The organism is Streptomyces sp. A 4/2, assembly GCF_940670765.1.
Taxonomy (GTDB): domain Bacteria; phylum Actinomycetota; class Actinomycetes; order Streptomycetales; family Streptomycetaceae; genus Streptomyces.
Genome location: NZ_CALNVW010000009.1, coordinates 1 through 24,490 on the forward strand (window position 1 = coordinate 1; position 24,490 = coordinate 24,490).

Genomic DNA, 24,490 nt, shown 5'->3' on the forward strand with positions numbered 1-24,490 from the left:
TACTCCCCGATCAGGTCCGCCACCAGTTCGCGGGCCACGGGCTTGCTGTAGTCGAGGTTGCTGGCGTCGCGGGTGCCGTCCTTGCGTACGAGCTGGAGCTCGGGGTGCGCCTGGAGAAGCACCGCCAGATGCCCCGGGGAGTCGATCTCGGGGACGATCGTGACGTGGTGGCGTTCGGCCACGGCGATCAGGTGCCGCACCTGGTCCTTGCTCAGCGCGGGACTCGTCACCACCTCGGGGTGGGTCTCGCTCTCGATCCGCAGGCCGAGGCTGTCGCTCAGGTGGAGGTGCAGCGTGTTGAGCTTGAGCCAGGCGAGTTCGCGGATCTTCGCTTCGAGCCACTCGGGGGTGAAGTGTTTGCGGGCGACGTCGACCATGAGGCCGCGCTGGGCGTACTCCGGCCAGTCGGTGATGCTTCCGGTCGTCTCGTGGCGCTGCCGGAGGACCTGCAGGAGGGTGCGGGTGCCGTGGAAGACACCGGCGGCGGTGCGGCCGGTGATCACCAACACCCGTCCGCTGTCGATGCGGTACGCCTCGGGGGAGGCGGAGCCGGGCACCGGGCCGAGCCGGAGCGCGAGGTCGTGAGGGCCGGGCCTGGAGGACACGGTGATCCTCGGCGGATGCTTCACGTGGCCTTCCTGGACCAGCTCCGCGGCGAGGCTCCGGGCCTCGGACCGCAGGGCCCCCGCGTCGTCCGGCGACAGGACGAGGCGGGTGGCGGGGCTCGGGCGCCAGGCCGTGCCGCCCGGCGCGAAGTGCTGTACGGCCGGGATCGTCGGTGGTGACTGCGGAGACAGCGGTGACAGCAGTGACTGGGGCGACCGGGGTGACCGGTGGGCAGCCGTGCCGGCGGCCCACGCCGGGTTCGTGGCGCCCGTGAGCAGTGCCGATCCGGCGAACATGCCGACCGTCACGGCCGACCTTCTGCTGAGCATGTTCTTCTCCCTCGCTCGGAAACCGCCGGGCACGCGTGCGAGGAGGACGCATCCGCGTGCCCACGGAGGGGTACAGGGTGCCGGGCCCGCCCCGGGGTGTGAGGGGGGCGGGCCCGGCGGGGTCAGTGCCGGCGCTTCGCAGCGGTGCCGAAGACCGTCTTGTAGTCGGGCGAGGCGTTCGGGCGGCCGTCGACGCCGCCGAGGACCGTGCCCTGGTTCACGAGCTGCACCGAGTCGGGGCCGACGCCCGGCTGTTCGGCGGTTATGGCGAGGGCCACGGTGTTCTGGCCCTGCGCGGTGAGGAAGCCCGACGGGATGACGAACTCGGTCTGCGGGCCGACGTTGTTGACGTACTGCCCGGTGTTCCAGCCGTTGACGAAGATCTGGACCCGGTACTTGTCCGCCCGCTCGCTCGCGTCGTTGATCCGCAGACCCACCGCCGTGTCGGTGCCACGGGCCAGGTCCAGCCGTACCGCCGTGCGGTACCAGCGCACGCCCGGCCGGTCGCTCTTGAGGGACCGGGTGGTCGGCCAGGAGGAGTCCGGGGCGCCCGGCAGATGCCAGCCCTCGCGCTCCCCGTGGAGCCCGCCGTTGTTGTAGAGGCCGCGCACGACGTCCACCGGGTCCGGCCCGCCGAGCGCGCCCTGGATGCGCCAGTCGACCTTCCCCGAACCGGCGATGGCGACATCGGCCAGCCCCCGGCCCGTCTTCGACCTGCCGTCGGACGACCAGTCCTCGTACTGCCCCATGTTCCGTACCAGGACGGCCAGCACAGCGGGTTCGCCCGGCCCGGCCAGGCCCGCCGGGACCGTGTACGTGGCCGAGCCGTCGCCCTGCGCACCGAGGTAGTGGCCGTTCAGCCAGGTGAGGGCATCCCCGGCGGTGCCGGTCTTCACGGTGACCTTCACGGTGCTGCCTGCCGCGGTCGGGGTGTAGTGGCCGCGGTACCAGGTGTCGCCCTCGTGGAAGCCGTACTCGTCGGTGTCCAGCACCACCCCGGATGCCGCGCCGGGGCCGTGCGCGGGGTTGGCTGCGGTGGTCCGGTCGGCCTTCGTCCAGGCCGAGTCGTCGTGGTCCGGGGAGCGTTCGGGGTCGGAGTCGGCGACCCGCCACGCGGCCAACTGCGGGAGTGCCACCGGCTTTCCGGGGCCCGGCAGGGTGGCGACCAGCGCGCCCGCCGCGTCGCGGCGCGTGGCCAGCGGGCGGTTGTTCCAGGTGAGCACCTTCACACCGGTGGGCGCGAAGACCCGCAGCGGACCGGATTCACCGGTGTCGCCGGTCAGCGCCAGCCGGCTTCCGGTGACACGGGCGGTACGGGCCAGTTCCGGGCCGGTGAGCAGGACATCGCTCTGCCCGGCGTCGAGCTGCCAGATGCGGGCCACGCCGTCCCGGTCGGTGATGAGCAGGGTGAGATCGCCGCTGCCGCCGCCGGTGATCCGGACCGTACGGGTCCCGGAGTGCGCGTAGTTGAGCCGCAGCTCCTTGCGGTCCGCGTCCCAGGTGGTGGTCACCGGGGAGCCGTCCAGGGTCGTGACCTTCGGCCTGGTGTCGTACCGCAGCACGGTCTCGCCCGCCTCGCCCTTCGTCCCGTCCAGGACGAGCAGGTCGCCCCCGGCGGACAGGTGGGTGAGTATCTGCGAGGTGGAGTACACCAGGCGGTGCGGGCCGAAGGCGTAGTCGGCGACGAGGGTCTTGGCGTCCCGCCCGGCGATGGTGATCGTGGTGTCCTGCTGCTGCGGGACGCGCGGGTGGTCCGTGTCCAGCGCGAAGGTCACCTGGCTGGTGGAGGTGTCGTTGGAGTCGGGGTGGCGCAGCATGATCAGGCGCATGCCGCCGCCCGAGACGGAGGTGGTCCCGGCGTCCTCGGTGGACAGGCGCTGCCGGGCCTCGACGGGCCCGCCCCCGGTGACCGTGACGGCGGGTGCTGCCACGGCCTGGGCGGAGGCGATGGGCGTCACGGCGCGCTGCAGGTAGCCGAACTCCTTCTGCACCGCCAGCTTGGGCGTGATCCGCCGGTTCTCGGATATCGCCGCACCGTAGTCGTAGGAGGTGAAGCCGGACCCGGGGTCGCCGGTCCAGCCCCAGTTGGTGCCGCCGTACTCCATGTAGTAATTGAACATGGTGACGCCGTTGGTGAGGTTGTTCACCGCGAACTGCCGGGTGAAGGCGGGGTCCACGAAATTCCCGCAGTCCTGGGTCTGGAAGTCACGGCCCCAGGCGGTGAACGCGCCGCCCTGCCCCTCGGCGATGAACACCGGGGTCTTCGGCGAGTAGCCCCGGACACGGGACTCGAAGTCCGGCAGGGTGCCACGGCCGCCCGCGCAGTCGAAACCCAGCGGGTAGGTGTCGAAGGCGTAGAGGTCGAGCTGTGAGCCGCCCTTGCTGCCCGGGGTGTTCCAGCCGTGGCCGTTGCCCCAGTCGTTGTGGAACAGCGGCACCGTGATGCCGTCGGCCTTCACCGCCGTCTGCAGCTTCTCGATGTAGTCGGTGTGCTCGGACGAGTTGTCGATCTGCTCGTTCTCCACCTGGTAGGCGAGGACGCTGCCGCCGCCGTCGGTGATCTGGTGCTTGGCGATGATGCGGTTGACGGCCTTCAGCCACTCCAGGTCGGCCGCCAGGTTCTGCGGGTCGGAGGTGCGCTGCTCCCCGGCGTAGGTCGTCATGTACGGGGGCAGGCCGCCCATGCTGACCTCGGCGTTGATGTACGGACCCGGGCGGGCGATGACGTACAGCCCCTCCTCCTCGGCTGTCGTCAGGAGCCGGTCGACATCACGGACGCCGTGGAAGTCGTAGGAGCCGGGCTTGCTGGAGTGGTAGCCCCAGAAGAAGTACAGCGAGACGGCGTTGAAGCCGGACGCCCGCATCTTCTGCAGCACGTCGCGCCACTGGTCGGGGCTGGGCAGCCGCCAGTAGTGGAACTCGCCGGACCACACGGCCAGCCGACTGCCGTCGATCTTCAGCGACTTGGCGTCCCAGGTGACGGCGTGGGGCTTGCCGTCACGACCTGCGAACCGTCGGCGGGCGGCGTCCGTCGCGGCGGTCGCTGTCGTCGCTCCCGTCGCACCCGTCGCGGCCGGGGACCGGTGTCCGGACGGTGCTGCGGCGGCGGGCAAGGCGCCGAGTACGGGGGTGGCGAGGGCCGCGGCGAGGCCGGTCAGGCCGCCGACGACCGTGCGCCGCGACGGGGAGCCGCCGGTTCGGCTTCTTCCAGGACCATCTGGGAAATGGCTCATGACGCCCTTTCAGCTGATCGGTGGGAGGTGCGAGGTGTACGCGGTGCTGTGCTGTGCGGCTTGCGCGGTGCAGATGTACGCGGTGCTGTGCTGTGCGGCTTGCGCGGTGCAGATGTGCGCGGTGCTGTGCTGTGCGGCTTGCGCGGTGCAGGTGTGCGGTGCGCTCGTGTTCGCCGGGCGCTGTCCGTGGCGCGCTCACGGCCGGGGTGCGGGCCGAGCGGTTTTGAGTGGCTCACGAGTGGTCTAAACCAATTGCGTGCCTGGCAGCATCTCGCGCCACCTACCCGGGGTCAAGAGGTTGTGGGGGATTCTGTGCGGCGAGCACGGTGAACTCGTTGGATTGTGGTGTGATTTGTCGCCGATCCGCTCCTCTACGCGCGAACGGAACACGAAGGAAACGCGGAAGAGAAGGCGAAAGGAAGGGGGGTGGGGCGCACGAGAACCCGGCTGATTACTCTCGTACGCATGCCAAAGATTCCCGCAGCAGCCGTAGCAGCCTCCGGTCTCGTAGGCGGTTTCGCCGTCGCCCGGTGGACAAGGAAGCGCCCGCTCGGCGGTGTCGCGCTCGCCGCAGCCGGGGCGGTCGCCGCCCGGCAGTGGCAGCAGGAGGCCGGTACCGGCAAGGCCGCCGCGCTGACCGGTGTCTATCTCGCCGCGTTCGGCGGGTCCCACCCGCTCGCCAAGAAGATCGGCGCCTGGCCCGCCGTGTTCTCCGTCGCCGGAGTGGTGGCCGTCGCCTCCACCGTGGTGGCCCGGCGGGCCTGAGCGGCCGCCGGGTGACCGTTGGGACCCCAGCACCCAGCACCCGGGCCACCCCGGGACACCGGTCACGCCCCTCGATACGCCCGGATCACGCTCCGAGCGCCCGGGACACCGAGTAGATCACCAGGCCCGCGAGCGCGCCGACCACCGTGCCGTTGATCCGGATGAACTGCAGGTCACGGCCGATGTGCGCCTCGATCTTGCGGGAGGTCTGCTCGCCGTCCCAGCCCGCCACCGTGTCCGAGATCAGCGAGGTGATCTCGGAGCGGTAGGTCGTCACGACGTACACCGCGGCGTCCTCCAGCCACCCCTCCAGCTTCCGCTGGAGCCTGGTGTCGGTGGCCAGCCGATTGCCGAGGGACAGCAGCGAGGCACGGGCCCTGAGGCGGAGTTCGCTCTGCTCGTCCTCCGCCGCGGAGATGATCATGGTGCGTACGGACGCCCACGCCGAGGCGATCACGTCCTGCACCTCGGAGCGGCCCACCAGGTCGGACTTGAGCCGTTCCACCTTCGCCCGGACCTCGGTGTCCGACTGGAGGTCGGACGCGAAGTCCGCCAGGAAGCGGTCGAGGGCGCCGCGCGCCGGGTGGGCGGGCATGTCGCGCATCTCGGTGAGGAACCGGAGCAGTTCCTTGTAGACGCGGTCACCGATCCGCTTGTCGACGAACCTCGGTGTCCACCCCGGCGCCCCGCCCTGGACGGCGTCCATCACCGAGTCCGAGTGGAGGACGAGCCAGTCGTGCGCGCGGGCGCACACCAGGTCGACCACGCGCCGGTGGCCGCCGTCGGCGACGACCCGCTCCAGCATCTTGCCGATACCGGGGGCGACCTCCACGGCGTTCGCCCGGCGGGTGATCGCCTCGCCGACGACCGCCTGGACGTCCGAGTCACGCAGCACGGTCAGGGCGCCCCGCAGCGCCGTCGACAGCTCCGCGGTCACCCGGTCGGCGTGTTCGGGCTCCGCGAGCCAGGATCCGAGCCGTCCGCCGATGCCCACGGCGCGCAGTCTGGCCCGTACGACGTCCTCCGACAGAAAATTCTCGCCGACGAAGGAACCAAGTGACTCGCCCAACTGGTCTTTCTTGTTGGGGATGATCGCGGTATGAGGAATGGGGAGGCCAAGTGGCCGGCGGAACAGTGCCGTCACGGCGAACCAGTCGGCCAGCGCGCCCACCATGCCGGCCTCGGCGGCGGCCACCACATAGCCCGCCCAGGACCCCGACCCGGTGTGCTCGGCCCAGGTGGCGAGTACGAAAATGAGGGCGACCAGCAGGAGAAGTCCGGTGGCGGTCGCCTTCATCCGGCGGACACCACGGCGCTTCTCCTCGTCGGCCGCGCTGGGGGCGACGGAGCCCAGCGGAGCAGTGCCCGGGACGCCACCCGCCCCGGCTGCGCCACCGGCCCCGCTGCCAGCTTTACTGTCGGGTTCTCCGTCAGCTTTCCTGTCGGTACGTTCCATCAGTTCCGCCTGCTCCGCCCGTTCCGCCCGTTCACGCACCTGCAACACCCCCGTACGTATTGTCCCTGCCTGAGCTACTCCTGGGACGCACGTCGAGTTCCCGAGGAGAACGACCGCTCATGACCAGGCGCCATGGTTACGTCCTGCTTGCCGCACTCGCGGCCGTGGTGACGTTCGTCTCGGTGGGCATCTACGCCATGGTGAGGCCACCGGCCACCACCGTCTCGTCCGGGACCCCCTCGCGCGTGTCCTCCGGGGTGCCCGCGTCCGGCACCTGGACGGGCACCTGGTCGGCGTCACCCGTCGGCCCCGAGCCCGGTACGCCGAACGGTCTTCCCGGAACCACCGTCCGTAACGTCGTGCACACCAGCATCGGTGGCTCCCTGGCCCGCATCACCCTCTCCAACCTCTTCGGCACCCGGCCGCTGAAGATCACCGAGTCGACCGTGGCGGCCGACAACATCGTGCGGGCGGTGACCTTCGACGGACATACGTTCGTCACGATCCCGGCCGGTGGCCAGATCGTCAGCGACGCGGTCCGCATCCGGGTCCCGGCCGACGCCGACGTGACGGTCTCCGTCTTCTCGCCCTCGCCGAGCGGCCCGGTCACCTACCACCCGCACGCCCGGCAGATCTCGTACCTCTCCGGAGGCGGGCGCACCGTGGAGACGCCCTACTGGCGCTACCTCACCGCCGTCGACGTCCTCACCCACGAGGCGCGCGGTTCGGTCGTCGTCTTCGGCGACTCGATCACCGACGGCATCACGTCCACGACCGGTGCCGACCACCGCTGGACCGACGTACTCGCCCAACGGCTGGGCAGCCACTACGGCGTGCTCAACGAAGGCATCAGCGGCAACCGGGTCCTGCTGGACGGCCAGGGGCAGAGCGGTCTGCGGCGCTTCGACCGCGACGCGCTCGCGCGCTCCGGCGCCCGGACCGTGGTCATCGACCTCGGGGTGAACGACATCCTGCGCAGGCCGAACCAGCTCGACGCCCGGCAGATCACCGACGGACTGCGCAGGCTGGCCCAGGAGGCGCGGGCGCGCGGACTGCACGTGGTCGGCTCGACGCTGATGCCGTTCACCGGCCACCGAGGAGCGAGCCCGCAGCTGGAGGCCGTACGCCAGCAGGTCAACGCGACGATCCGGTCGGGCGGTGTGTACGACGCGGTCGTCGACTTCGACCGGGCGCTGCGCGACCCGTACGCGCCGACCCGGCTGCTGCCCGCGTACGACTCCGGCGACCATCTGCACCCGAACGACGCGGGCTACCGGAAGATGGCGATGACGCTCGACCTGGACGCGCTGAGCGAGTCCGTCCCGGCGCGCGCCTGACCGGTCGACGCGCGGCGCGTCCGGACGGGACCGGCCCCGTACCTGCCCGTGGTGGGCGGGTACGGGGCCGATCCGTTCAACGGGCAACGGGCAACGGGCAACGGACCGTGGGCAACGGACCATGGGCTGTGGGCCACGGGCTGTTGCTGCGGACCACAGGCTGCGGACCACGGGCAACGGACCACGGGCTGTGGACCACGGGCCGCAGGCGCCGGGTCAGTTCCCGGTGGTCCTCCGGCGCCGCCACCAGACGAGGGCCGCCCCTGCGGCAAGGAGCGCCGCCGCGATACCCGTGAGGGTGAGGACCTGGGTGCCGGTGGCGGCCAGCCCGCCACCGCCGTCCTGCTTGCCCGGCGGGGTGGACGGCGCCTGGCCGCCGGGCGGTGTGCTGTGTCCCGGCCCCGGGGTGTGGCTCGCCGGGGCGGACGGCTGTCCGGTGGGCTTGCCGGTGGGGGTGGGGGTCGGTGTCGGGCTCTGACCGCCGCCGGACGGGAGCTTGCCGTCCGTGTTGCCGCCGAGGAGCAGCTCGTGATCGTTGTCGGCGTCGTCGGTCATGGCCTGGACGGAGGTCTGCGTGGAGCGCTGGAGGTGCGGGTGCTGGGCCTTGAACTCCACGTCACTGATGTTGCGCTTCGGGCTCTTGGAGAAGTCGACGCCGCCCATGACGCAGATCTTCTGCTGTCCGGCCATCTCGCACGGGTAGCTGTAGTCGCCCTTGGTGAACGACTTCACGTACTCGTCCCAGGTCTTCCGGGGCGTCCAGGAGGCGTTCTTGCCGCGCACCGGCCACCGGTGCACATCGTTGCTGTTGATCATCGCGTGGTAGTCGCTGGGCGCCTTGGCGTCCTGCTGGCGCACGTACTCGGCGGCCACCCGGGAACGGTAGACGCGGCGCAGGTCCGCGTACTGCGGCGCGGTGTTCACCTTGTGCTCGACGTCGGGGATGATGATCTGGTTGACCAGCCGCTGGGAGGTCTTGCGCTGGGCGGCGGTCAGGTCGCACGGGCCGTTCGGACTCGGCGTCTTCACGTCGGAGGCCACGGAGTTGACCTTCAGCGGCGCGTCGAGGATGTAGATGCCGGTGTCGTGGACACGGACCTTCGCGGGCTCGGGCACGATCCAGTTGCGGACCACCGTGCCGCACGAGAGCCCGGCGGCCTTCATGGCGTCCCAGTACTGCTTACCCAGACCCTTCCGGGGGTCCATGTCCCTGGCGTAGTCGTGCTTCATCTCCAGGTCGGCCTGGAGCAGCACCCGTCCGGCGTCGGTCTTCCCGAACGTCTTGTCCATGATCTTGTCGGGCTGATCCGGGTTGAGGTTGACCCAGAACTTGTCCGGCGTGAGGGCGAGCCAGGTGAAGTAGGCGTCGGAGATGAGCTGGGCCTTCTCCTTGCCGCCCCACCCCGCGTCCTCGTTCGGTGCCTTGTCCGCCGAGAAGGAGTAGTCGACGCCCTTGCCCTTGACGGGCTTGCCGACGTAGCTCAGCTGCAGGGTGGAGAAGTCCACCCCACCGGGTCCGCGCACGCGCATCCCGCTGGGGTCGTTGCGGCGGACGGCCTCGACCTGCTTCCGCATGGTTTCTGGGGTGGGCGCGGAACCGTTGACGATGTCGGTCGCGCCACCGCGTGCCGTGGAGCCCTTGGGCGCGAGGTAGGGGGAACTGGCGGAGTACTTACCCGGCTTGAACGTCGCGCGCGGCGTCGAGTTGTGCTCGTACGTCGTCACCCGGGGCTTGCCGTCCGGACCATTGCCGAACTGGGCGGCGAGATTGCGGTAGAAGGTCTTCGTCTCGTCGGTCTGCGACTGGCCGAAGACACCGCGCAGCCGGTAGTCCTTGTACTTGGGGTCGCTCAGGACCGCACGGTCCTTCGGCCCCTGATCGCCGGCGTAGTTGGGGCCGGACTTGATCTCGACGAGTTCCTTCGTCCTGCGGTTGACCGCGTCGTAGATCCGGTAGCGCTTCTCCCCTGTCTTGGCGTCGGTGTACTCGACCGGCTCCTGGCAGATCCAGTCCGGGCCGACCAGGCCGAGGTCCTTGACCGCCTTGCGCTCGAAGGCCTTGCCGCGCGGGTTGCGGCCGGCCATGTCGATGTACGAGTCGTCGAGCCAGCCCTTGAACGAGCCGTACTCGTTCGCCCCGTTCTGGCCTTCGAGGTAGCGGCTGTACGAGGCGAACACCTTGCGGGGGTCGCCTTCCTTCCACTTCTTGGGGTCGGTCCCGGCCTCCCGGAGGATCTTCTGCTGCTCGGCCTGGTCGTCGGGCAGCGTGACACCGTCCATGGCGTTGCGCTGGTTGGTGTAGTCGTAATCGTCCCAGTCGCTCTTGGGACGGCTGCCGTTCTGCCCCCAGGAAGGGCTGGACACCGGGGTGCCGGACAGATCGTAGAGTTCCTCGCACGGCACGCCCGGCTTCGGCACCGACGCGGCTTCCGCGAGGTGCAGGCCGGGCAGTCCGGTCAGCGTCAGGGCACCGGCGCACGCGAGGGCGACGGCGAGGCGCTTCCCCGCAAGGGAGCGCCGATGGGGTGATATCGGGTGGATCATCATTCTCCCGGGGCCCAGTCGGCGTTGGGTCCGGTGTGGCGCCAAGGGCCCCCGCACTGATCGGCGCCACACAAGCAATCCACAGACTAGGTGCCGAACTCGCCTGTGTCGCAAGGCAATTGCGGCGTGGCGCGTCCCGCCATCGGCTCTCCACGGGATCCTTACACGTGTGGGCCCGGCCGTAGGATCTCGGAGCATGGACACGATCGACAGCCCCGAGTGGTCCGACAACCCGCGCCTGAACGGTTGGCTGGCGGAGCAGCGGTCGGCGTTCCCGGCCTGGCGCGAACAGGCCCCGGGTTCCTGGGACTTCACACCCGATTCCGTCGACCGGCTGGAGGAGCTGGTCCGGGGCGCGTTCTCCTCGTACGAGGAGGCGGACGCGGCCTCCGACGGGCCACTGCTACAGGTGGCCGCCTGGTACCTGGGCGAGGTGCAGGTACGCGGCCACGGGGCCGAGTGGCGGTGCGCCCCTGCACCCGGCCCCGGCCGCTTCGCCAGGATCCGCCCGCTGGTCACCCTGTCCAAGGAGCGGCTGGACGAGGACGAGCGGGCCGAGCTGCGGGAGCTGGAGGAGCTGTACGAATCCGACTGGCCGCTCTGCAACCCGCTCGACGAGCTGCTCGCCCTGTTCCTCCGGGGTCCGGACAACCACCTGCGGGACGTGCTGGATCAGTACGCGGGCGGGTCCTGACCCGTCGGCGGGGTGGGTGCGAACGGGATCCGGGTAGGCACGCATCTCGGCGCGCCGTCCCGCCCGGACACGCCGCCCGGCCGCTCACACCGCCCGGCCGCCGGACCGGGCCGGGAGCCTCAGCCCAGCTCCTTGCGCCTGGCCCGCGCCTCTTCCTTCAGCCGCTGCTTCTCGGCCCTGGTCACCTTCCGCTCCACCCCGACACCGCCGAACATGGCGAACCCGGTGACCTTCACCCGGGGCGAGCCCGGCGTGCCCTCGCCCGACCCGCTGTCGCCGAAGCCGCCCATGAGGCCAATGCCGTTGACGTCGCAGTGCAGGTCCGGGGGGACGATCACGGCGATACCGCCGAAGAGCGCGAAGCAGCGGATCGTCACGTCCCGCGCCTCGAAGCGGGCCTCCCGCAGATCCAGCTCGCCGCCGCCGAACATCGCGAACGTGGTGACCGTCCGGCCGACGGTCCAGCGGCCCTTCCGGTGGAAGCCGCCGAAGACCGCGACTGCCTTGCTGGACGTCGCGGTGCCACCGATCCGGTCCGCCCACTCGTCCCTCTTGCCCAGTGACGTCGCCGGGGTGCCGGCCTTGAAACTGCCCGGGGCCGGAAGGTCGCGTACGAGCGGTTCGAGTTCGCCGTGCGTACGGGCCTGGTAGGTGGCGTCGAGGCGGTGCTCGAACTCCTCCATGTCGAGCCGCCCCTCGGCAACAGCCTCGCGCAGCGTCTCGGCAACACGCTCGCGCTCGGCATCGGAGGCACGCATCTCGGGGAGTTCGTTTGTCATGCCGACAGCTTATGGAAGGGCGCCTACTGGAGGCCACGGTCGGCGTACATCTTCGCGATGACCGCCTCGATGTCGGGCTCCCGTACGGAGAGATCGACGAGCGGGTACGCGTCGGCGACGGCCGCGACGATCGGCGCCGCCGACGCGGAAGCGGGGAAGGCCAGCCACTGCCGGGGCCCTTCCACCTTCACCGTACGCGCCAACTCCGTTTTGATCGGCGGAAGTTCACGCTCCAGGTCGACCACGAGCAGCCGCTCGCTCTCCCCCACCTCGTGCAGCCCGGCCAGTGCGCCGTCGTACATCAGCCGCCCGTGGTCGATCACCATCACCCGCTTGCAGAGCTGTTCGATGTCGGTCAGGTCGTGGGTGGTGAGCAGGACGGTGGTACCGCGCTCGGCGTTCAGGTCGTGCAGGAACTCACGGACCTTGGCCTTGGATATGACATCGAGGCCGATGGTCGGTTCGTCGAGGTAGAGGACTTCCGGGTCGTGCAGCAGGGCCGCCGCGATGTCGCCGCGCATCCGCTGCCCGAGGGAGAGCTGCCGCACGGGGACGTCCAACAGGGCGCCCAGATCGAGCAGTTCGATGCACCGGTCCATGTTCTCGCGGAAGCGGTCGTCGGGGACCCGGTACATGCGGTGGGCCAGCCGGTACGAGTCGCGCAGCGGCAGATCCCACCAGAGGGTGGTGCGCTGCCCGAAGACCACACCGATGCGCTGGGCCAGCTTCGTCCGCTCGCGGGAGGGATCGAGCCCCGCGACGCGCAGCCGGCCGCCGCTGGGGGTGAGGATGCCCGTGAGCATCTTGATGGTGGTGGACTTGCCCGCGCCGTTCGGGCCGATGTAGCCGACCATCTCGCCCCGGGCCACGCGGAAGCTGATGCCGTCGACGGCCCGGACCTGATGCTTCTCACGGCGCAGCAGGCCGGACTTCCGGCGTACGTCGAAGACCTTCTCCAGGTCTTCGAGCTCGATGAAGTCATCGTTGGAGCCATCGTTGGAGTTATCGTTGGAGTTATCGTTCACGGCAGGTCAACTCCCCTCATGCGTAAGACTCTTGCCTGCGGACCGTCCCGGCGAAGCGCACGCGTCAGCGCCGGACGGAGCGCGCCACACGAAACCCCACGTCGTCGATCCGGAACGTCGGGTGACTGCGGCGCCGCACCGAGGCCCGGCAGCTCCACTCCTCGTCGAACCACCCGGCGCCGCGGAGCACCCGGTAGGCGCCGTAGACCTCGGGGTCGTAGAGGTCCCAGCACCACTCCCAGACGTTGCCCAGCATGTCGTACAGGCCCCACGCGTTGGGCCGCTTGCCGCCCACCTCGTGGATCCGGTCCTGCGCGTTCCCGCGCTGCCAGGCGATCTCGTCGAGCGGCCCGTACCGCGGCCCCTCCGTACCGGCCCGGCAGGCGTGCTCCCACTCGGCCTCGGTCGGCAGCCGGTACCCGTCGGCGGAGGGATCCCACTCGGCCCCCTCGGCACCGGCATCAGACCGCTCGCCTTCGCCGCCACCGCCGCCGTCACCGCCGTCACCGTCGAGGCGGTACGCGGGCGTCAGACCCTCCCGCCGGGACAGGGCGTTGCAGTACCGGACCGCGTCCCCCCACGAAACGCCCTCGACGGGCAGCCGGTCGCCCGTTGCCGTGCTCGGCCGGGCGCCGGTGACCTGCGCGTACCGCGCCTGGGTGACCGGGTGGGCAGCGAGCCGGTAGGCCGCCAGCTCGACCGGCCAACTGCGCTGGGTGCGCCGGTCCGACAGCGTCACCCGCCCCGCCGGAACGGCGATCATCTCGTGCGCTGCGTTCGCTTCCATGAGTCGGCGAGCGTACCAACGGCCTTCCTCGCGGGACGAGCGGGTTCTGTTCCGGCCTGCGGGGTCACGCGCGCGGCGGAAGCTGGTCGTACGTCTTGAAGGTGTACTGCGCGTTCAGGGTGATCGCGTTCCCGGCCGCCGCCGGAAGGCCGAACCGGTCGTTGACCAGCTTGCCCAGCGGGCCGCATCCCTCGGCGGCCGGGGCGGTGAAGGCGTCGTCGTACGCGACGAACTTGATGACCGGCGGGTTCTTCGAGACCCACTCGGAGTCACCGTCCCGCTTCAGGTGCAGTTCGACGGGCTTGTCGGCGCCGATGACACACCCGTGCGGCAGCAAGGGGCTGACGACCCGGAAACGCATGGTGAACAGACCCATGGTGTCCCCGGCGGGATAGAAATCGGATCGGCCGCCGTACTCCGGCTGGAGGGACAGCGCGGACAGGGGGTTGTGATCAGCGGCGTTGCGGTCGGTGGCGTTCCGGTCAGCGGTGTTGCCGAGGAGCCCACCGGGGACGGCGGCCGGGGCGCTGCGCATGGCGCCCCACACCTGCCCGGCGCTCCCGTCGGGCATCGGGCCCTCGGCGTGGGTGATGGTCATCGGCGCCAGTTCGGGAATGCTGCGGCTGCCGAGGGTCAACGGGCCGGTGGCGGTGAGGACTTCACACTTCCAGCTGGCCGCGTCGACACCGGCCGGGATGTCCGGGCAGTCGCTGAAGTCGTACGAGGGGGCGGGAGGCGCGTCGGCGGCGACGGCGGGGGCGCTCGCCGCACCGGCGACCAGGGCGGCGACGGCGGCGGCGAAGGCGAGCCCGGCGGCCCCGCGTCGGACGGTCGAGGAGCGCTTCTCAGTGGTGGTCTGCATGATCCCCAGCCTGCCGCCGCACCCCACCCAGCAGCCACGGGGAAGTCCCTCGCCACACCCTGAGCTGCCCCTGACCACCTGTCAGGGTCCGCCCCTCAGAACGGACATGGCCCGTGCGTGGTCGGCGGACGTACTCGGTGCGCCGCATCGTGCCCCTGCCCTCGCACGGCAGCCCGCGCGGCCCGGACGGCAGAGGCGTACTGGACGACGGCCGACTGAGCCGGGCCGAGCTGACGGACGGCACTCTGGACAAGGTGCCGGCCGGACTGACAGCGCTGGGCGTGGTGGTCCTGGCGATATCCGTCGCGTGGGCCGCGGCGCGCGGGCACCGACACCGGCACCGGCACCCGACCGTGCACCCAGCCGGAAAGGACGCCCCGGCCGCCGGTCCCGGCGGCCCCGGGCACGTCGGGTCCGGTACGCCGCCGGAGCCGCCGCCAAACTCCTGACGAAAAAGGCAAGTTGCCCCTCTCGGACGTTCCCCCGGCACTTCAGGTCCGAGTCCACCCGGCTCGGCCAGGACCGACCGGGCCGATACGGAGCACAGCATTCCGTCACTTTGGGTAGCCTGACGAACACGGGGCGAAGTGCCCTGCTTGTCGCCGCTTCGAGGAGGCCCTCCATGCGTGCAACTGTTGGCGATCGACTCCACGTCCACAGTCGGTCCGTGGGACTGACCGACCGCCAAGGGGAGATCATCGAGGTCCGGGGCGAGGACGGCGGACCGCCGTACATGGTCCGCTTCTCCGACGGCCACGAGGGCCTGGTCTATCCGGGACCCGACTGCGTCATCGAATCCCGCTCGTCAGAAGACTGAGCAGGCCCTCACGCGGCCTTCGCAGCTGACGAGGTCGCGACGGGGCCTGTCCGACCCCGATCCGCCGGACAGGCCCTGGGGCTGCACCCCCGGCCATTCCTCATTCGCGCACAGCCTCGTTAGCCTTGCGGGATGCCCCGACTCCACCTGCTCCACCTCGACCACGCCCCGGCACTCCTTGAGTTCGAGCAGGAAAACCGGGCCTATTTCGCCGCGTCGATCCCCGACCGCGGCGACGAGTACTTCGCCCAGTTCGAGGCACGCCACCGCGCCCTGCTCGCCGAACAGGCCACCGGAACCTGCTTCTTCCACGTACTGCTGGGCAGTGAGGGCGAGGTGCTGGGGCGGGTCAACCTGGTCGACGCGGCGGACGGTTCGGCCGAACTCGGATACCGGATCGCCGAGCGGGCCGCCGGGCGGGGGCTGGCCACATCCGCCGTGCGCGCGGTGTGTGACCTGGCTGCCGCCGAGTACGGCGTCACCACCCTGCGGGCCAGGACGACGCTCGGCAACGCCGCTTCGCGGGCCGTGCTGGCCCGTACCGGGTTCCTGCCCACGGGCGGGATCTGGCTGAACGGCCGGCCGGGGCTCCGTTTCGTACGCGACGGGGTCACCGCGGACCGCCTCCGCAGGTGACCGCATATGCCGGGGCCTCATGTCGATCCCTCGTGGGCGGGACAGGACTTCCGGCCGAACGGATCGCGCCCGGGGCCCCTCCCCGCCTTCAGCCTCTTGAGACGCCCGGCCCCAAACCGCCTATTTTCAGATGCATTTGTAATTGATCCACTTATCAACCTGTTTGGCGTACTCGTCCGACTGCCAAAGATGTCCCCGCAAGCATCGGTGCCGACAGAAGGCGAGTTCGACATGGCTGACTGGGTGAAGGTCGCAGGCGGTCTCTCTGCCATCTCGGCAGGATCCAGAACGACCGTATGGGGTGTGAACTCCGCCGGCGCCATCTACCACTACACGAACAACGACGCCAACCCCTGGATCAACATCCCCGGGTCCCTCAGCGACATCGGCTCCGCTGCCGACGGCACCGTATGGGGCGTCAACAGGAACGACCAGATCTACCGGTACACCGGAGACCAGTCCACGACGAACTGGGTGGGCATCCCCGGCAGCCTGGTCCGCATCTCGGCAGGATCCAGGACCAACGTATGGGGGGTGAATTCGGGCGGCGGCATCTACCGCTACACGAACAACGACGCCAACCCCTGGATCAACATCCCCGGGTCCCTCAGCGACATCGGCGCCGCCGCCGACGGCACCGTATGGGGCGTCAACAAGAACGACCAGATCTACCGGTACACCGGAGACCAGTCCACCACCAACTGGGTGGGAATCTCCGGCAGCCTGGTCCGCATCTCGGCAGGATCCAGGACCAACGTATGGGGCGTCGACTCCGCCGGCAGCATCTACCGGTACACCAACAACGACGCCAACCCCTGGATCAAGATCCCCGGCAACGCCAGCGACATCGGCGCCGGTGCCGACGGCACCGTGTGGCACGTCAACAAGAACGGTGAGATCTACCGGTACACCGGGGACCAGCCAAGCTGATCCGAGTCCCCAACTCCCGCTGCGGCGAAACCGGTTCGGGGCGCGATCCCTTCCCCTCCCGGTCGTCCGCGAACGGCCCCGGCGCCCTCCCCCACGGGACGGCGCCGGGGTCGTGATCCGTCCGCGCCCACACGGCCCGGAGCCCCGCCGGCGGCCCGGCCGTCAGCTCCCGGTGCTCCGGTACGACCGCAGCCCGTACCGCCAGGCCACCCCCGCCAGCGCACAGCACACCGCGGCCACCACCGGCGGCGCGAACGCCCACCAGTGCGGGACGTCCAGGGGATACGGGCGGCCCAACACGTACAGCGCGGGCAGCCAGTTGACGAAGGACAGCGGGACCACGAACGTCACCCCGCGCAACAGGTCCTTGGCGAACACCGTCGGCGGGTACTGGAGCAGCGTCACCCCGCCGTACGTGAAGGAGTTCTGCACCTCCGACGCGTCCTGCGCCCAGAACTGGAACGCCCCGCCCGCCACGAACACCGCCGCGAAGATCGCCCCGCCGCTGAGCACCATCATCGGCACCATCGCCACCTTCAGCGGTGTCCAGTCGATGTCGAGGGCCAGCAGCGCATACCCGAGGACCAGCAGGCCCTGGGAGATCCGGCCCAGCCGGCGCAGCGCGAAGCGGTCCGCGGCGACCTGGGCGAGCACCGGGGCCGGGCGTACGAGCAGGGTGTCCAGTGTGCCGTCGCGGATCCGGCGGCCCAGCCGGTCCATCGAGCCCATCACCAGGTCGGAGAGGCCGAAGGCGGTGGAGGCGGAGCCGTACAGGAACGCGATCTCGCCCAGCGAATAGCCGCCGAGCCGCGTCACGTGCGAGAACATCAGCAGGATCGCGACGAAGTCCAGACCCGTCGCGGCGAAGTTCCCGAAGGCCGTCATCGCGAACGACGCCCGGTACGTCATCGTCGAGCGGATCCACATCCCGGCGATCAGCCGGTACGCGCGCAGCCCGTCAGCCACCCTGCACCACCACCCTCCTGGCAGCGGCGGACTGGAGCAGCCGACCGGCGCCGAGCAGCACCACCGCCCAGCCGAGCTGGAAGGCGTACGCCGTCACCAGGCCCCAGCCGGTCCGCTTGCCCAGGGCGATGTCGGCCGGCACCTGGAGCAGCACCGACCAGGGCAGCAGCCGTGCGATCTCGCCCAGGAGACCGGGGAAGAGGTTGAGCGGCAGCACCATCCCGGAGAAGAACATTCCGGCGATCCCCGCCATCTGCGCGACGCCCACGCCGTCCATCAGCCAGAACGCGGACAGTGCCACGAGATAGCGGATCGCGAAGCTGACGATCACCCCGAAGAGGAGTGAGACCAGCAACGCGAGCCACACGAAAGGGTTGGTCGGCAGCGCGAGGTGGAAGGCGAGCGCCCCCAGCACCATCGGCGCCACGCCACGGCCGAGGAACTGGAACGCGGCGCGCCCCAAGTCACCTGCCAGCCACCAGAGTTGCAGGTCGACGGGGCGGTAGAGGTCGATCGCGATGTCACCGGTGCGGATCCGCTCGACCAGTTCGTCCTCCAGGCCACCGCCGAGCAGCGCCATCGTCGTCATCAGCGCCTGGCCGAGCCATACGTAGGTGAGGGCCTGCGCCTGGTCGTACCCTCCGAGGTGCGGACGCTCGTCCCAGAGCGCGATGTAGGTGTACGCCAGGATGAAACCGAACACGGTGTTGGTGAACACCCCGGCCGCCGTCGCCACCCGGTAGGTCGCGAAGCGTCTGAATCCCCCCGCGGCCACGACCGCGTACACCCGCATGTGACTTCCCCCACCCGTGCCCCGCCCGCCACCCCGGCCGCTTCCCCTCAACGGCCCTGCACCGAAGCGGATGACCTTAGTCCAAGGGGGTCGCACGCCGCGACCGAATTGACCACCCAGTTCGAACCGGGCACCGCAACAGTGTTTTATTGGCGTACCACACGATTGCCCCGATACGACACTCTTGTGCCGGACGCTGGAGAAACAGTGAGCGACGAGCAGCCACAGCAGCCCGGCTGGACCCCGCGGGAACCGCTCGACGGCGGCGCCCCGCCACCCGACGGCACCAGTGCCGCACCCGGGAAGAAGGGGAAGAAGCGCAAGCGTCCCAAGCGGCACGGCTGGCGCCGCCTGATCCCCACCTGGCGCATGGTCCTCGGCGGCGTCGTGGTGATCGTCCTGCTGCTCGTCGGCGGCTTCATCGCCGGTTACAACCTCGTCGACATCCCGCCCGCCAACAAGGCGGCCACCGCGCAGAGCAACGTCTACCTCTACGCCGACGGCACCGAGATGGCCCGCGACGGCGAGGTCAACCGGGAGAACGTCCCGCTCGCGCAGATCCCCCTCGACGTCCAGCGTGCCGCGCTCGCCGCGGAGGACCGTGATTTCTACTCCGAGAGCGCCGTCGACCCCCAGGCCATGATCCGCGCGGCATGGAACACCCTGACCGGCAAGGGCACGCAGGGCGGCTCGACGATCACGCAGCAGTACGTCAAGAACTACTACCTCGGCCAGGAGCAGACCCTCAGCCGCAAGGCCAAGGAGTTCTTCATCGCGATCAAGCTCGACCGGGAGGAGACCAAGGACCAGATCCTCGAGGGCTATCTGAACACCAGCTACTTCGGGCGCAACGCGTACGGCATCCAGGCCGCGGCCCAGGCGTACTACGGCAAGAACATCCAGGACATCGACGTCGCACAGGGCGCCTATCTCGCGTCGCTGCTCAACGCCCCCAGCGCGTACGACGTCGTGGCGCACCCGGAGAACAAGACCCGGGCGGTGGCCCGCTGGAACTACGTGCTCGACGGCATGGTCAAGAAGAAGTGGCTCAGCCAATCCGACCGCGCCGCCGAGAAGTTCCCGGTACCCGGCAAGATCAAGGGCGCGTCGGGGCTCTCCGGACAGCGCGGGTATCTCGTGCAGGCCGTCAAGGAGTACCTCACCAGCAACAAGATCCTCGACGAGGACACCCTGGCCACCGGCGGCTACCGCATCACCACCACGATCCAGAAACCGAAACAGGACGCACTGGTCACCGCCGTCGACGACCAGGTGAACAGCAAACTCAGCAAGAGCCGCACCGCCGACCGCAATGTCCGCGTGGGCGGCGCCTCGGTGGAGCCGGACTCCGGCCGGGTCGTCGCGATGTACGGCGGGATCGACTACACCAAGCAGTACGTCAACAACGCCACCCGCCGCGACTACCAGGTCGGCTCGACCTTCAAGCCGTTCGTCTTCGCCTCCGCCGTCGAGAACCGGTCGACCACCCAGGACGGGCGCCGGATCACCCCGAACACCATCTACGACGGCACCGACCACCGCATGGTGCAGGGCCCCAACGGGCCCACCGGCTACGCCCCCGGCAACGAGGACGGCCGTTCCTACGGCAACATCACCGTCAGCACGGCCACCGACAAGTCCGTCAACGCCGTGTACGCACAGATGGCCGAGGACGTGGGCCCCGCCAAGGTGGAACAGACCGCGACCGACCTCGGCATCCCCAAGAACACCCCCGACCTCAACCCCTACCCGTCCATCGCGCTCGGCCCGTCCACCGCCAGCGTGCTGGACATGACCGAGGCGTACGCGACCCTCGCCGGGCACGGCAGGCACGGGATGTACACCATCGTCGACTCGATCAGTAAGAACGGCGCGAAGGTCGCCCTGCCGGCGAACAGCACCGTGCAGGCCGTCACCCGGCAGTCCGCCGACACCACCACGTCGATCCTGAAGAGCGTCGTCGAGAGCGGCACGGGCACCGCGGCCAAATCGGCGGGCCGCCCCGCCGCGGGCAAGACGGGTACCGCGGAGGACGACAAGGCGGCCTGGTTCGCGGGCTACACGCCCGACCTGTCGACCGTGATCTCGGTGATGGGCCAGGACCCCGACACCGGCGTACAGAAGCCGCTGTACGGGGCGCTCGGCCTGCCCCGCGTCAACGGCGGGGGCGCGCCCGCGCAGATCTGGGGCCAGTACACGGCAGCCGCGCTCAAGAACACCCGGGCCACGCCCTTCACCCTCGATCTCCAGGCGGGTGCGAGCCAGGACGCGCTGCCGACCCCGGCGTCGTCCTCCGCATCCCCGTCGGGGTCGGCGTCGCCCTCGGCGAGCGCCAGCGCGACGGGACCGTCGCCCACCGGGTCCGGCAACCCGTCGTCGCCGCCCCCGTCCGTACCGTCCGAGACACCGAGCGAGAGCACCGGCGTCATCGGCGGACTCACCGGCGGCGGCACCGAAACGAGCGGCGGCACCAACGGCGGCGGAGGCCTCACCCCGGGGAACGGCGACGGGGGCGGCACCGGCTGATCCCGGCTGATCAGGTCAGCGTGCGGGGACCGGGGCCGGAACCGCGGTCGGTACACGAGGCGGGACCGGGGCCGGAACCGCGCTCGGAGCACGAGGCGGGACCGGCGCAGGAACCGCGCTCGGGACACGAGGCGGGACCGGCGCAGGAACCGCGCTCGGGACACGAGGCGGCACAGGCGCCGGAACCGCGCTCGGGACACGAGGCGGCACCGGGGTCGAGACATGGGCCGGAGCCGGAGCCGCAGCCGCAGTACGCACCGGCTGGCGAGCGTGCACCGGGGCAGGGACAGACGTGGCGGCGACGGCGGCGGAGCCGCCCGCGATGACCACCGCGCCTCCGGCAACAATGCCGAAGAACAGACGGCGGGTACGGCTGGCCGGACGGGTCCTCTTGTGAATCGTCAAAGCAGTTCCCTCTCAACGGGGGTTGACCGGATCCTCAGCTGTTCGACCGGGCTGAGGCCCTTGCATGAGAGGAGTACGGGACCGGGCTCCCGACAGGTTGCACGGAATCCCGGAAAAACAATTCCCGCCGCGCATGCAACCTGCCCGGACAACTCCACGTACATACGTAGGGACGGGGGCGGGTCCAGCGGAAGGTGGCAGGTGAGAGAAGCAGTCCGGGAGCGGGAGTTCCGGGAGTTCGCCGAGGCCCGGCAGGCATCGCTGAGGCGCAGCGCGTACCTGCTCTGCGGAGACTGGCACCAGGCGCAGGACCTGACCCAGACCACGCTGATGAAGCTCTACGCGGCCTGGGGCCGGGTCCGCCGGGACGGCAACGTGGAGGCGTACGCACGCACCATCCTCACCCGCACCTTCATCGACCAGTACCGCAAGGCGCTCTGGCGTGAGGAGCCGGTGGAGGACGTGCCCGATCTGCCGTCCGCCGAGGCGGACGTACCGGAGATGCGCCTGGTGATGCGGTCGGCGCTGATGGAACTCCCGCCCCGCTACCGGGCGGTGCTGGTGCTGCGGTACTGGGAGGACTGGACCGTCGAACAGACCGCGGAGGCACTGCGGGTGACACCTGGCACGGTCAAGAGCCAGAGCGCCCGAGGGCTCGCCCGACTGCGCCGGATCGTCGAAGACCTGTCCACCGAAACGAGCGGGAGGTGAAGGAGCGGATGAACGAGCAGGGGAACAGTGCGATGCGCGTCGCCTTCGAGGCGATCCTCGACGCATCGGCGGAACCGCAGCTGCCCAACGTCACCGATGCGGTGGTCCGGGGCGGGCGCCGGATCCGGCGCCGTCGTACGACGATCTCGGCCGCCACCGCGCTGGTGGTGGCGGCACTGGCGGTCACCGCGGCCGTCCATCTGCCCGGCACGGACGCCGACCGTCATCCGGCGCCGCCCCTGGGCACGGTGGACAGCCCCGCACCCACGCCGCCCCCCTCGCCGAGCCCCAGCCCGCCGAGCACGCCGACACCCGTGACCGCTCCCGCGAACCCGGCGGGCGTTCCCTCGCCCGCCTGGTAGCCGAACGGCGGGCTGAGGGAACGGACAAGATCTCAGTGACCGCTGGTCGCCTTCAGGCCGACGACGGCGACCAGCAGCAGGCAGACGAAGAAGATCCGGGCCGCGGTGGCGGGCTCACCGAGCAGGACCATGCCGAACACCGCCGCACCGGCCGCGCCGATCCCCACCCAGACGCCGTACGCGGTACCGATCGGCAGGGTCTTGGCCGCCTGCGAGAGCAGCAGCATGGACACGACGATGCCCGCGCCAGTGAAGAGGCTGGGCCACAGCCTCGTAAAACCTTCGGTGTACTTCATCCCGATCGACCAGGCCACTTCGAGCAGACCAGCAACGATGAGCAGAACCCAAGCCATGACGACGAACCTCCGTGAGACGGATCAACAGGGGGTGCGTCGTCTTTGCTGCCCGGTACGGCGCGTCTCGTCGGGTTCGTTCCACCGTAGCAAACCGCCACGGGCCATTGACCAGCTCACAGGCCATGGGCCGACTCACGGGCCATTGACCAGCTACGGACACTGCTGCGGATACCGCTACAGATACAGCCCGGTGGAGTCGTCGGAGACCCGCTCCGACGCCACGGCGTGCAGATCGCGCTCCCGCATGAGGACGTAGGCCACGCCCCGGACCTCGACCTCGGCGCGTTCCTCCGGGTCGTACAGCACCCGGTCGCCGGGGACCACCGTGCGGACGTTCTGCCCGACCGCCACCACCTCGGCCCAGGCCAGCCGCTTGCCGACCGCGGCCGTCGCCGGAATCAGGATGCCGCCGCCCGAGCGCCGCTCGCCCTCCGGGCTGTCGGACTTGACCAGCACGCGGTCGTGCAGCATCCGGATGGGCAGCTTGTCGTCGTGGGTGTTCTCGCTCACGGGCTCGAACCTACCTGGCCGCGGGCCTGCCGTTCACCGAAGGGTGGAGCCCGGTGCGAGCGGATGCAGTGCGCGCACCGCTTCTCGGCCCACGTCCCGCCCCACGTCCCGGCTCGCCTCCGGGCTCACTTCTTGCAGCGCTTGGACGACACGCACAGCCCGATCAGACCCACGCTGAGCAGCGCCACCGGAATCACCCGTTCCAGCCGAGGAGCGCCGGTGTCCGAGACGAACTGGGCCCGGACCCCGTTCGCGGCCCTGTTCAGCGCGACGAAGGCCCGCCCCGCGGTCTGGTCGACGGCAGAGGCGACCTTGGCCTTCGCGTCCCCCACGATCGTGCTGGGGTGCAGCCGCACACCGATCTCGTCCAGCGTGTCCGCGAGATCCGCGCGCCGGGTCTCGATGTCGGCCTGGATCTGCGCCGGGGTCCTGGCATCCGTGGCATCCGACACTGCGCTGCCTCCGTGGTCGTGTCCGGTAGTCGTTGCTCGACAGTCTGTCAGCTTCAACGGGAACGCACCCCGCGGCACCCCTATTACGCTCGGCCCCATCCGTACCTCACGGCCCACGCACCCTCCCGAGGAGACCTTGATGAGCGAGCGACTCCAGCCCGGCGACACCGCTCCCGCCTTCACTCTGCCCGACGCGGACGGCAAGGAGATTTCCCTCGCCGACCACAAGGGCCGCAAAGTCATCGTGTACTTCTACCCGGCTGCGCTTACCCCCGGATGCACCAAGCAGGCCTGCGACTTCACCGACAATCTCGAATTTCTGGCAGGCGCCGGGTACGACGTCATCGGCGTCTCGCCGGACAAGCCGGAGAAGCTCGCGAAATTCCGCGAGAAGGAGTCCCTGAAGGTCACGCTCGTCGGTGACCCGTCCAAGGAGACACTCACCGCGTACGGCGCTTTCGGGGAAAAGAAGCTCTACGGCAAAACGGTGACCGGAGTCATCAGGTCGACCGTGATCGTCGACGAGGAGGGCAAGGTCGAGCGGGCCCTCTACAACGTCAAGGCCACCGGCCACGTAGCCAAGATCATCAAGGATCTCGGCCTCTGATC

Annotated in this window: 24 protein-coding genes and 1 riboswitch; of the genes, 11 read left to right on the forward strand and 13 right to left on the reverse strand. The window is 70.1% G+C overall.

Features of this window, described 5'->3' with window-relative positions; all coding sequences use genetic code 11:
• The coding region (locus tag NBY69_RS05825) for a family 20 glycosylhydrolase (RefSeq protein ID WP_250298668.1) at positions 1 to 935 on the reverse strand (935 nt) is incomplete at its 3' end.
• Between the two features lie 122 nt (positions 936 to 1,057).
• On the reverse strand, positions 1,058 to 4,168 hold the full coding sequence (locus NBY69_RS05830) for a beta-galactosidase (RefSeq protein WP_250298669.1): 3,111 nt from the start codon (positions 4,166 to 4,168) through the stop codon (positions 1,058 to 1,060).
• Positions 4,169 to 4,633: 465 nt separating this feature from the next.
• Here NBY69_RS05830 and NBY69_RS05835 point away from each other — a divergent pair, with 465 nt between their 5' ends.
• Complete coding sequence (locus tag NBY69_RS05835) at positions 4,634 to 4,933, forward strand: hypothetical protein (protein WP_250298670.1); 300 nt, start codon at positions 4,634 to 4,636, stop codon at positions 4,931 to 4,933.
• 85 nt (positions 4,934 to 5,018) lie between these two features.
• Here the strand turns inward: NBY69_RS05835 and NBY69_RS05840 are convergent, their stop codons facing one another.
• The gene (locus tag NBY69_RS05840; RefSeq protein ID WP_250298671.1) at positions 5,019 to 6,389 is read right to left on the reverse strand and encodes a DUF445 domain-containing protein; all 1,371 of its coding nucleotides are present in this window, start codon (positions 6,387 to 6,389) and stop codon (positions 5,019 to 5,021) included.
• 119 nt (positions 6,390 to 6,508) lie between these two features.
• On the opposite strand from NBY69_RS05840, the gene NBY69_RS05845 reads away from it, so the two are divergent.
• Complete coding sequence (locus tag NBY69_RS05845; protein ID WP_250298672.1) at positions 6,509 to 7,726, forward strand: SGNH/GDSL hydrolase family protein; 1,218 nt, start codon at positions 6,509 to 6,511, stop codon at positions 7,724 to 7,726.
• A gap of 216 nt (positions 7,727 to 7,942) precedes the next feature.
• On the opposite strand, the gene NBY69_RS05850 is transcribed toward NBY69_RS05845, so the two are convergent.
• On the reverse strand, positions 7,943 to 10,270 hold the full coding sequence (locus NBY69_RS05850; RefSeq protein WP_250298673.1) for an LPXTG cell wall anchor domain-containing protein: 2,328 nt from the start codon (positions 10,268 to 10,270) through the stop codon (positions 7,943 to 7,945).
• Positions 10,271 to 10,466: 196 nt separating this feature from the next.
• Between NBY69_RS05850 and NBY69_RS05855 the strand changes: the two genes are divergently transcribed.
• Positions 10,467 to 10,964: a hypothetical protein gene (locus NBY69_RS05855; protein ID WP_250298674.1), complete on the forward strand. Its 498-nt coding sequence runs from the start codon at positions 10,467 to 10,469 to the stop codon at positions 10,962 to 10,964.
• A 119-nt stretch (positions 10,965 to 11,083) separates the two neighbouring features.
• Here the strand turns inward: NBY69_RS05855 and NBY69_RS05860 are convergent, their stop codons facing one another.
• The 4 genes from NBY69_RS05860 to NBY69_RS05875 all read right to left on the reverse strand — a co-directional run bounded on the left by NBY69_RS05860 (position 11,084) and on the right by NBY69_RS05875 (position 14,417).
• Positions 11,084 to 11,743 (reverse strand): DUF1707 domain-containing protein, encoded by a 660-nt coding sequence (locus NBY69_RS05860; protein WP_250298675.1) that lies wholly within the window; start codon positions 11,741 to 11,743, stop codon positions 11,084 to 11,086.
• Positions 11,744 to 11,766: 23 nt separating this feature from the next.
• Positions 11,767 to 12,768 carry an ATP-binding cassette domain-containing protein gene (locus NBY69_RS05865; protein ID WP_250298676.1) on the reverse strand — a complete coding sequence of 334 codons (1,002 nt, stop codon included), beginning with the start codon at positions 12,766 to 12,768 and terminating at the stop codon, positions 11,767 to 11,769.
• A 64-nt stretch (positions 12,769 to 12,832) separates the two neighbouring features.
• Positions 12,833 to 13,555, reverse strand: a complete 723-nt coding sequence (locus NBY69_RS05870) for an SUMF1/EgtB/PvdO family nonheme iron enzyme (protein WP_250298677.1) — start codon at positions 13,553 to 13,555, stop codon at positions 12,833 to 12,835.
• A 64-nt stretch (positions 13,556 to 13,619) separates the two neighbouring features.
• Positions 13,620 to 14,417, reverse strand: coding sequence for a hypothetical protein (locus tag NBY69_RS05875; RefSeq protein WP_284347862.1), 798 nt, complete (start codon positions 14,415 to 14,417; stop codon positions 13,620 to 13,622).
• A 113-nt stretch (positions 14,418 to 14,530) separates the two neighbouring features.
• Here NBY69_RS05875 and NBY69_RS05880 point away from each other — a divergent pair, with 113 nt between their 5' ends.
• The 4 genes from NBY69_RS05880 to NBY69_RS05895 all read left to right on the forward strand — a co-directional run bounded on the left by NBY69_RS05880 (position 14,531) and on the right by NBY69_RS05895 (position 16,800).
• The gene (locus NBY69_RS05880; RefSeq protein ID WP_250298678.1) at positions 14,531 to 14,866 is read left to right on the forward strand and encodes a hypothetical protein; all 336 of its coding nucleotides are present in this window, start codon (positions 14,531 to 14,533) and stop codon (positions 14,864 to 14,866) included.
• 173 nt (positions 14,867 to 15,039) lie between these two features.
• Positions 15,040 to 15,234, forward strand: coding sequence for a DUF1918 domain-containing protein (locus NBY69_RS05885; RefSeq protein WP_250298679.1), 195 nt, complete (start codon positions 15,040 to 15,042; stop codon positions 15,232 to 15,234).
• Positions 15,235 to 15,366: 132 nt separating this feature from the next.
• Positions 15,367 to 15,870, forward strand: coding sequence for a GNAT family N-acetyltransferase (locus NBY69_RS05890; protein WP_250298680.1), 504 nt, complete (start codon positions 15,367 to 15,369; stop codon positions 15,868 to 15,870).
• Between the two features lie 231 nt (positions 15,871 to 16,101).
• Positions 16,102 to 16,800 carry a tectonin domain-containing protein gene (locus tag NBY69_RS05895; RefSeq protein ID WP_250298681.1) on the forward strand — a complete coding sequence of 233 codons (699 nt, stop codon included), beginning with the start codon at positions 16,102 to 16,104 and terminating at the stop codon, positions 16,798 to 16,800.
• A 162-nt stretch (positions 16,801 to 16,962) separates the two neighbouring features.
• Here NBY69_RS05895 and NBY69_RS05900 read toward each other — a convergent pair whose 3' ends face one another.
• Both NBY69_RS05900 and NBY69_RS05905 read right to left on the reverse strand, forming a co-directional pair.
• Positions 16,963 to 17,790, reverse strand: a complete 828-nt coding sequence (locus NBY69_RS05900) for an ABC transporter permease (RefSeq protein WP_250298841.1) — start codon at positions 17,788 to 17,790, stop codon at positions 16,963 to 16,965.
• On the reverse strand, positions 17,759 to 18,559 hold the full coding sequence (locus tag NBY69_RS05905) for an ABC-2 family transporter protein (RefSeq protein ID WP_250298682.1): 801 nt from the start codon (positions 18,557 to 18,559) through the stop codon (positions 17,759 to 17,761). Before NBY69_RS05905 ends, NBY69_RS05900 begins: the two co-directional genes overlap by 32 nt.
• Positions 18,560 to 18,766: 207 nt before the next feature.
• Here NBY69_RS05905 and NBY69_RS05910 point away from each other — a divergent pair, with 207 nt between their 5' ends.
• The 3 genes from NBY69_RS05910 (at position 18,767) to NBY69_RS05920 (ending at position 22,563) form a co-directional block, all read left to right on the forward strand.
• Entirely contained in the window at positions 18,767 to 21,085 is a 2,319-nt protein-coding gene (locus NBY69_RS05910) for a transglycosylase domain-containing protein (RefSeq protein WP_250298684.1), read from the forward strand.
• A gap of 606 nt (positions 21,086 to 21,691) precedes the next feature.
• Entirely contained in the window at positions 21,692 to 22,201 is a 510-nt protein-coding gene (locus tag NBY69_RS05915) for a SigE family RNA polymerase sigma factor (protein ID WP_250298685.1), read from the forward strand.
• An 8-nt stretch (positions 22,202 to 22,209) separates the two neighbouring features.
• Positions 22,210 to 22,563, forward strand: a complete 354-nt coding sequence (locus NBY69_RS05920; RefSeq protein WP_250298874.1) for a hypothetical protein — start codon at positions 22,210 to 22,212, stop codon at positions 22,561 to 22,563.
• 32 nt (positions 22,564 to 22,595) lie between these two features.
• On the opposite strand, the gene NBY69_RS05925 is transcribed toward NBY69_RS05920, so the two are convergent.
• The 3 genes from NBY69_RS05925 to NBY69_RS05935 all read right to left on the reverse strand — a co-directional run bounded on the left by NBY69_RS05925 (position 22,596) and on the right by NBY69_RS05935 (position 23,881).
• Entirely contained in the window at positions 22,596 to 22,916 is a 321-nt protein-coding gene (locus NBY69_RS05925) for a multidrug efflux SMR transporter (protein ID WP_250298686.1), read from the reverse strand.
• A gap of 33 nt (positions 22,917 to 22,949) precedes the next feature.
• A riboswitch (guanidine-III (ykkC-III) riboswitch) is annotated at positions 22,950 to 23,012 on the reverse strand.
• A gap of 81 nt (positions 23,013 to 23,093) precedes the next feature.
• Positions 23,094 to 23,429, reverse strand: coding sequence for a co-chaperone GroES (locus NBY69_RS05930; protein WP_250298687.1), 336 nt, complete (start codon positions 23,427 to 23,429; stop codon positions 23,094 to 23,096).
• A gap of 125 nt (positions 23,430 to 23,554) precedes the next feature.
• Entirely contained in the window at positions 23,555 to 23,881 is a 327-nt protein-coding gene (locus tag NBY69_RS05935; protein WP_250298688.1) for a DUF3618 domain-containing protein, read from the reverse strand.
• Positions 23,882 to 24,020: 139 nt separating this feature from the next.
• On the opposite strand from NBY69_RS05935, the gene bcp reads away from it, so the two are divergent.
• Positions 24,021 to 24,488 (forward strand): thioredoxin-dependent thiol peroxidase, encoded by a 468-nt coding sequence (bcp, locus tag NBY69_RS05940; protein ID WP_250298689.1) that lies wholly within the window; start codon positions 24,021 to 24,023, stop codon positions 24,486 to 24,488.
• Positions 24,489 to 24,490 lie beyond the last annotated feature (2 nt).

Excerpts from the sequence above, each read along its gene's own strand:
- NBY69_RS05845 (WP_250298672.1), top strand. The coding sequence starts at position 6,509 with ATGACCAGGCGCCATGGTTACGTCCTGCTTGCCGCACTCGCGGCCGTG.
- NBY69_RS05830 (WP_250298669.1), bottom strand. The coding sequence starts at position 4,168 with ATGAGCCATTTCCCAGATGGTCCTGGAAGAAGCCGAACCGGCGGCTCC.
- NBY69_RS05855 (WP_250298674.1), top strand. The coding sequence starts at position 10,467 with ATGGACACGATCGACAGCCCCGAGTGGTCCGACAACCCGCGCCTGAAC.
- NBY69_RS05840 (WP_250298671.1), bottom strand. The coding sequence starts at position 6,389 with ATGGAACGTACCGACAGGAAAGCTGACGGAGAACCCGACAGTAAAGCT.
- bcp (WP_250298689.1), top strand. The coding sequence starts at position 24,021 with ATGAGCGAGCGACTCCAGCCCGGCGACACCGCTCCCGCCTTCACTCTG.
- NBY69_RS05925 (WP_250298686.1), bottom strand. The coding sequence starts at position 22,916 with ATGGCTTGGGTTCTGCTCATCGTTGCTGGTCTGCTCGAAGTGGCCTGG.
- NBY69_RS05890 (WP_250298680.1), top strand. The coding sequence starts at position 15,367 with ATGCCCCGACTCCACCTGCTCCACCTCGACCACGCCCCGGCACTCCTT.
- NBY69_RS05875 (WP_284347862.1), bottom strand. The coding sequence starts at position 14,417 with ATGCAGACCACCACTGAGAAGCGCTCCTCGACCGTCCGACGCGGGGCC.
- NBY69_RS05850 (WP_250298673.1), bottom strand. The coding sequence starts at position 10,270 with ATGATCCACCCGATATCACCCCATCGGCGCTCCCTTGCGGGGAAGCGC.
- NBY69_RS05905 (WP_250298682.1), bottom strand. The coding sequence starts at position 18,559 with ATGCGGGTGTACGCGGTCGTGGCCGCGGGGGGATTCAGACGCTTCGCG.
- NBY69_RS05895 (WP_250298681.1), top strand. The coding sequence starts at position 16,102 with ATGGCTGACTGGGTGAAGGTCGCAGGCGGTCTCTCTGCCATCTCGGCA.
- NBY69_RS05920 (WP_250298874.1), top strand. The coding sequence starts at position 22,210 with ATGAACGAGCAGGGGAACAGTGCGATGCGCGTCGCCTTCGAGGCGATC.
- NBY69_RS05860 (WP_250298675.1), bottom strand. The coding sequence starts at position 11,743 with ATGACAAACGAACTCCCCGAGATGCGTGCCTCCGATGCCGAGCGCGAG.
- NBY69_RS05870 (WP_250298677.1), bottom strand. The coding sequence starts at position 13,555 with ATGGAAGCGAACGCAGCGCACGAGATGATCGCCGTTCCGGCGGGGCGG.
- NBY69_RS05885 (WP_250298679.1), top strand. The coding sequence starts at position 15,040 with ATGCGTGCAACTGTTGGCGATCGACTCCACGTCCACAGTCGGTCCGTG.
- NBY69_RS05835 (WP_250298670.1), top strand. The coding sequence starts at position 4,634 with ATGCCAAAGATTCCCGCAGCAGCCGTAGCAGCCTCCGGTCTCGTAGGC.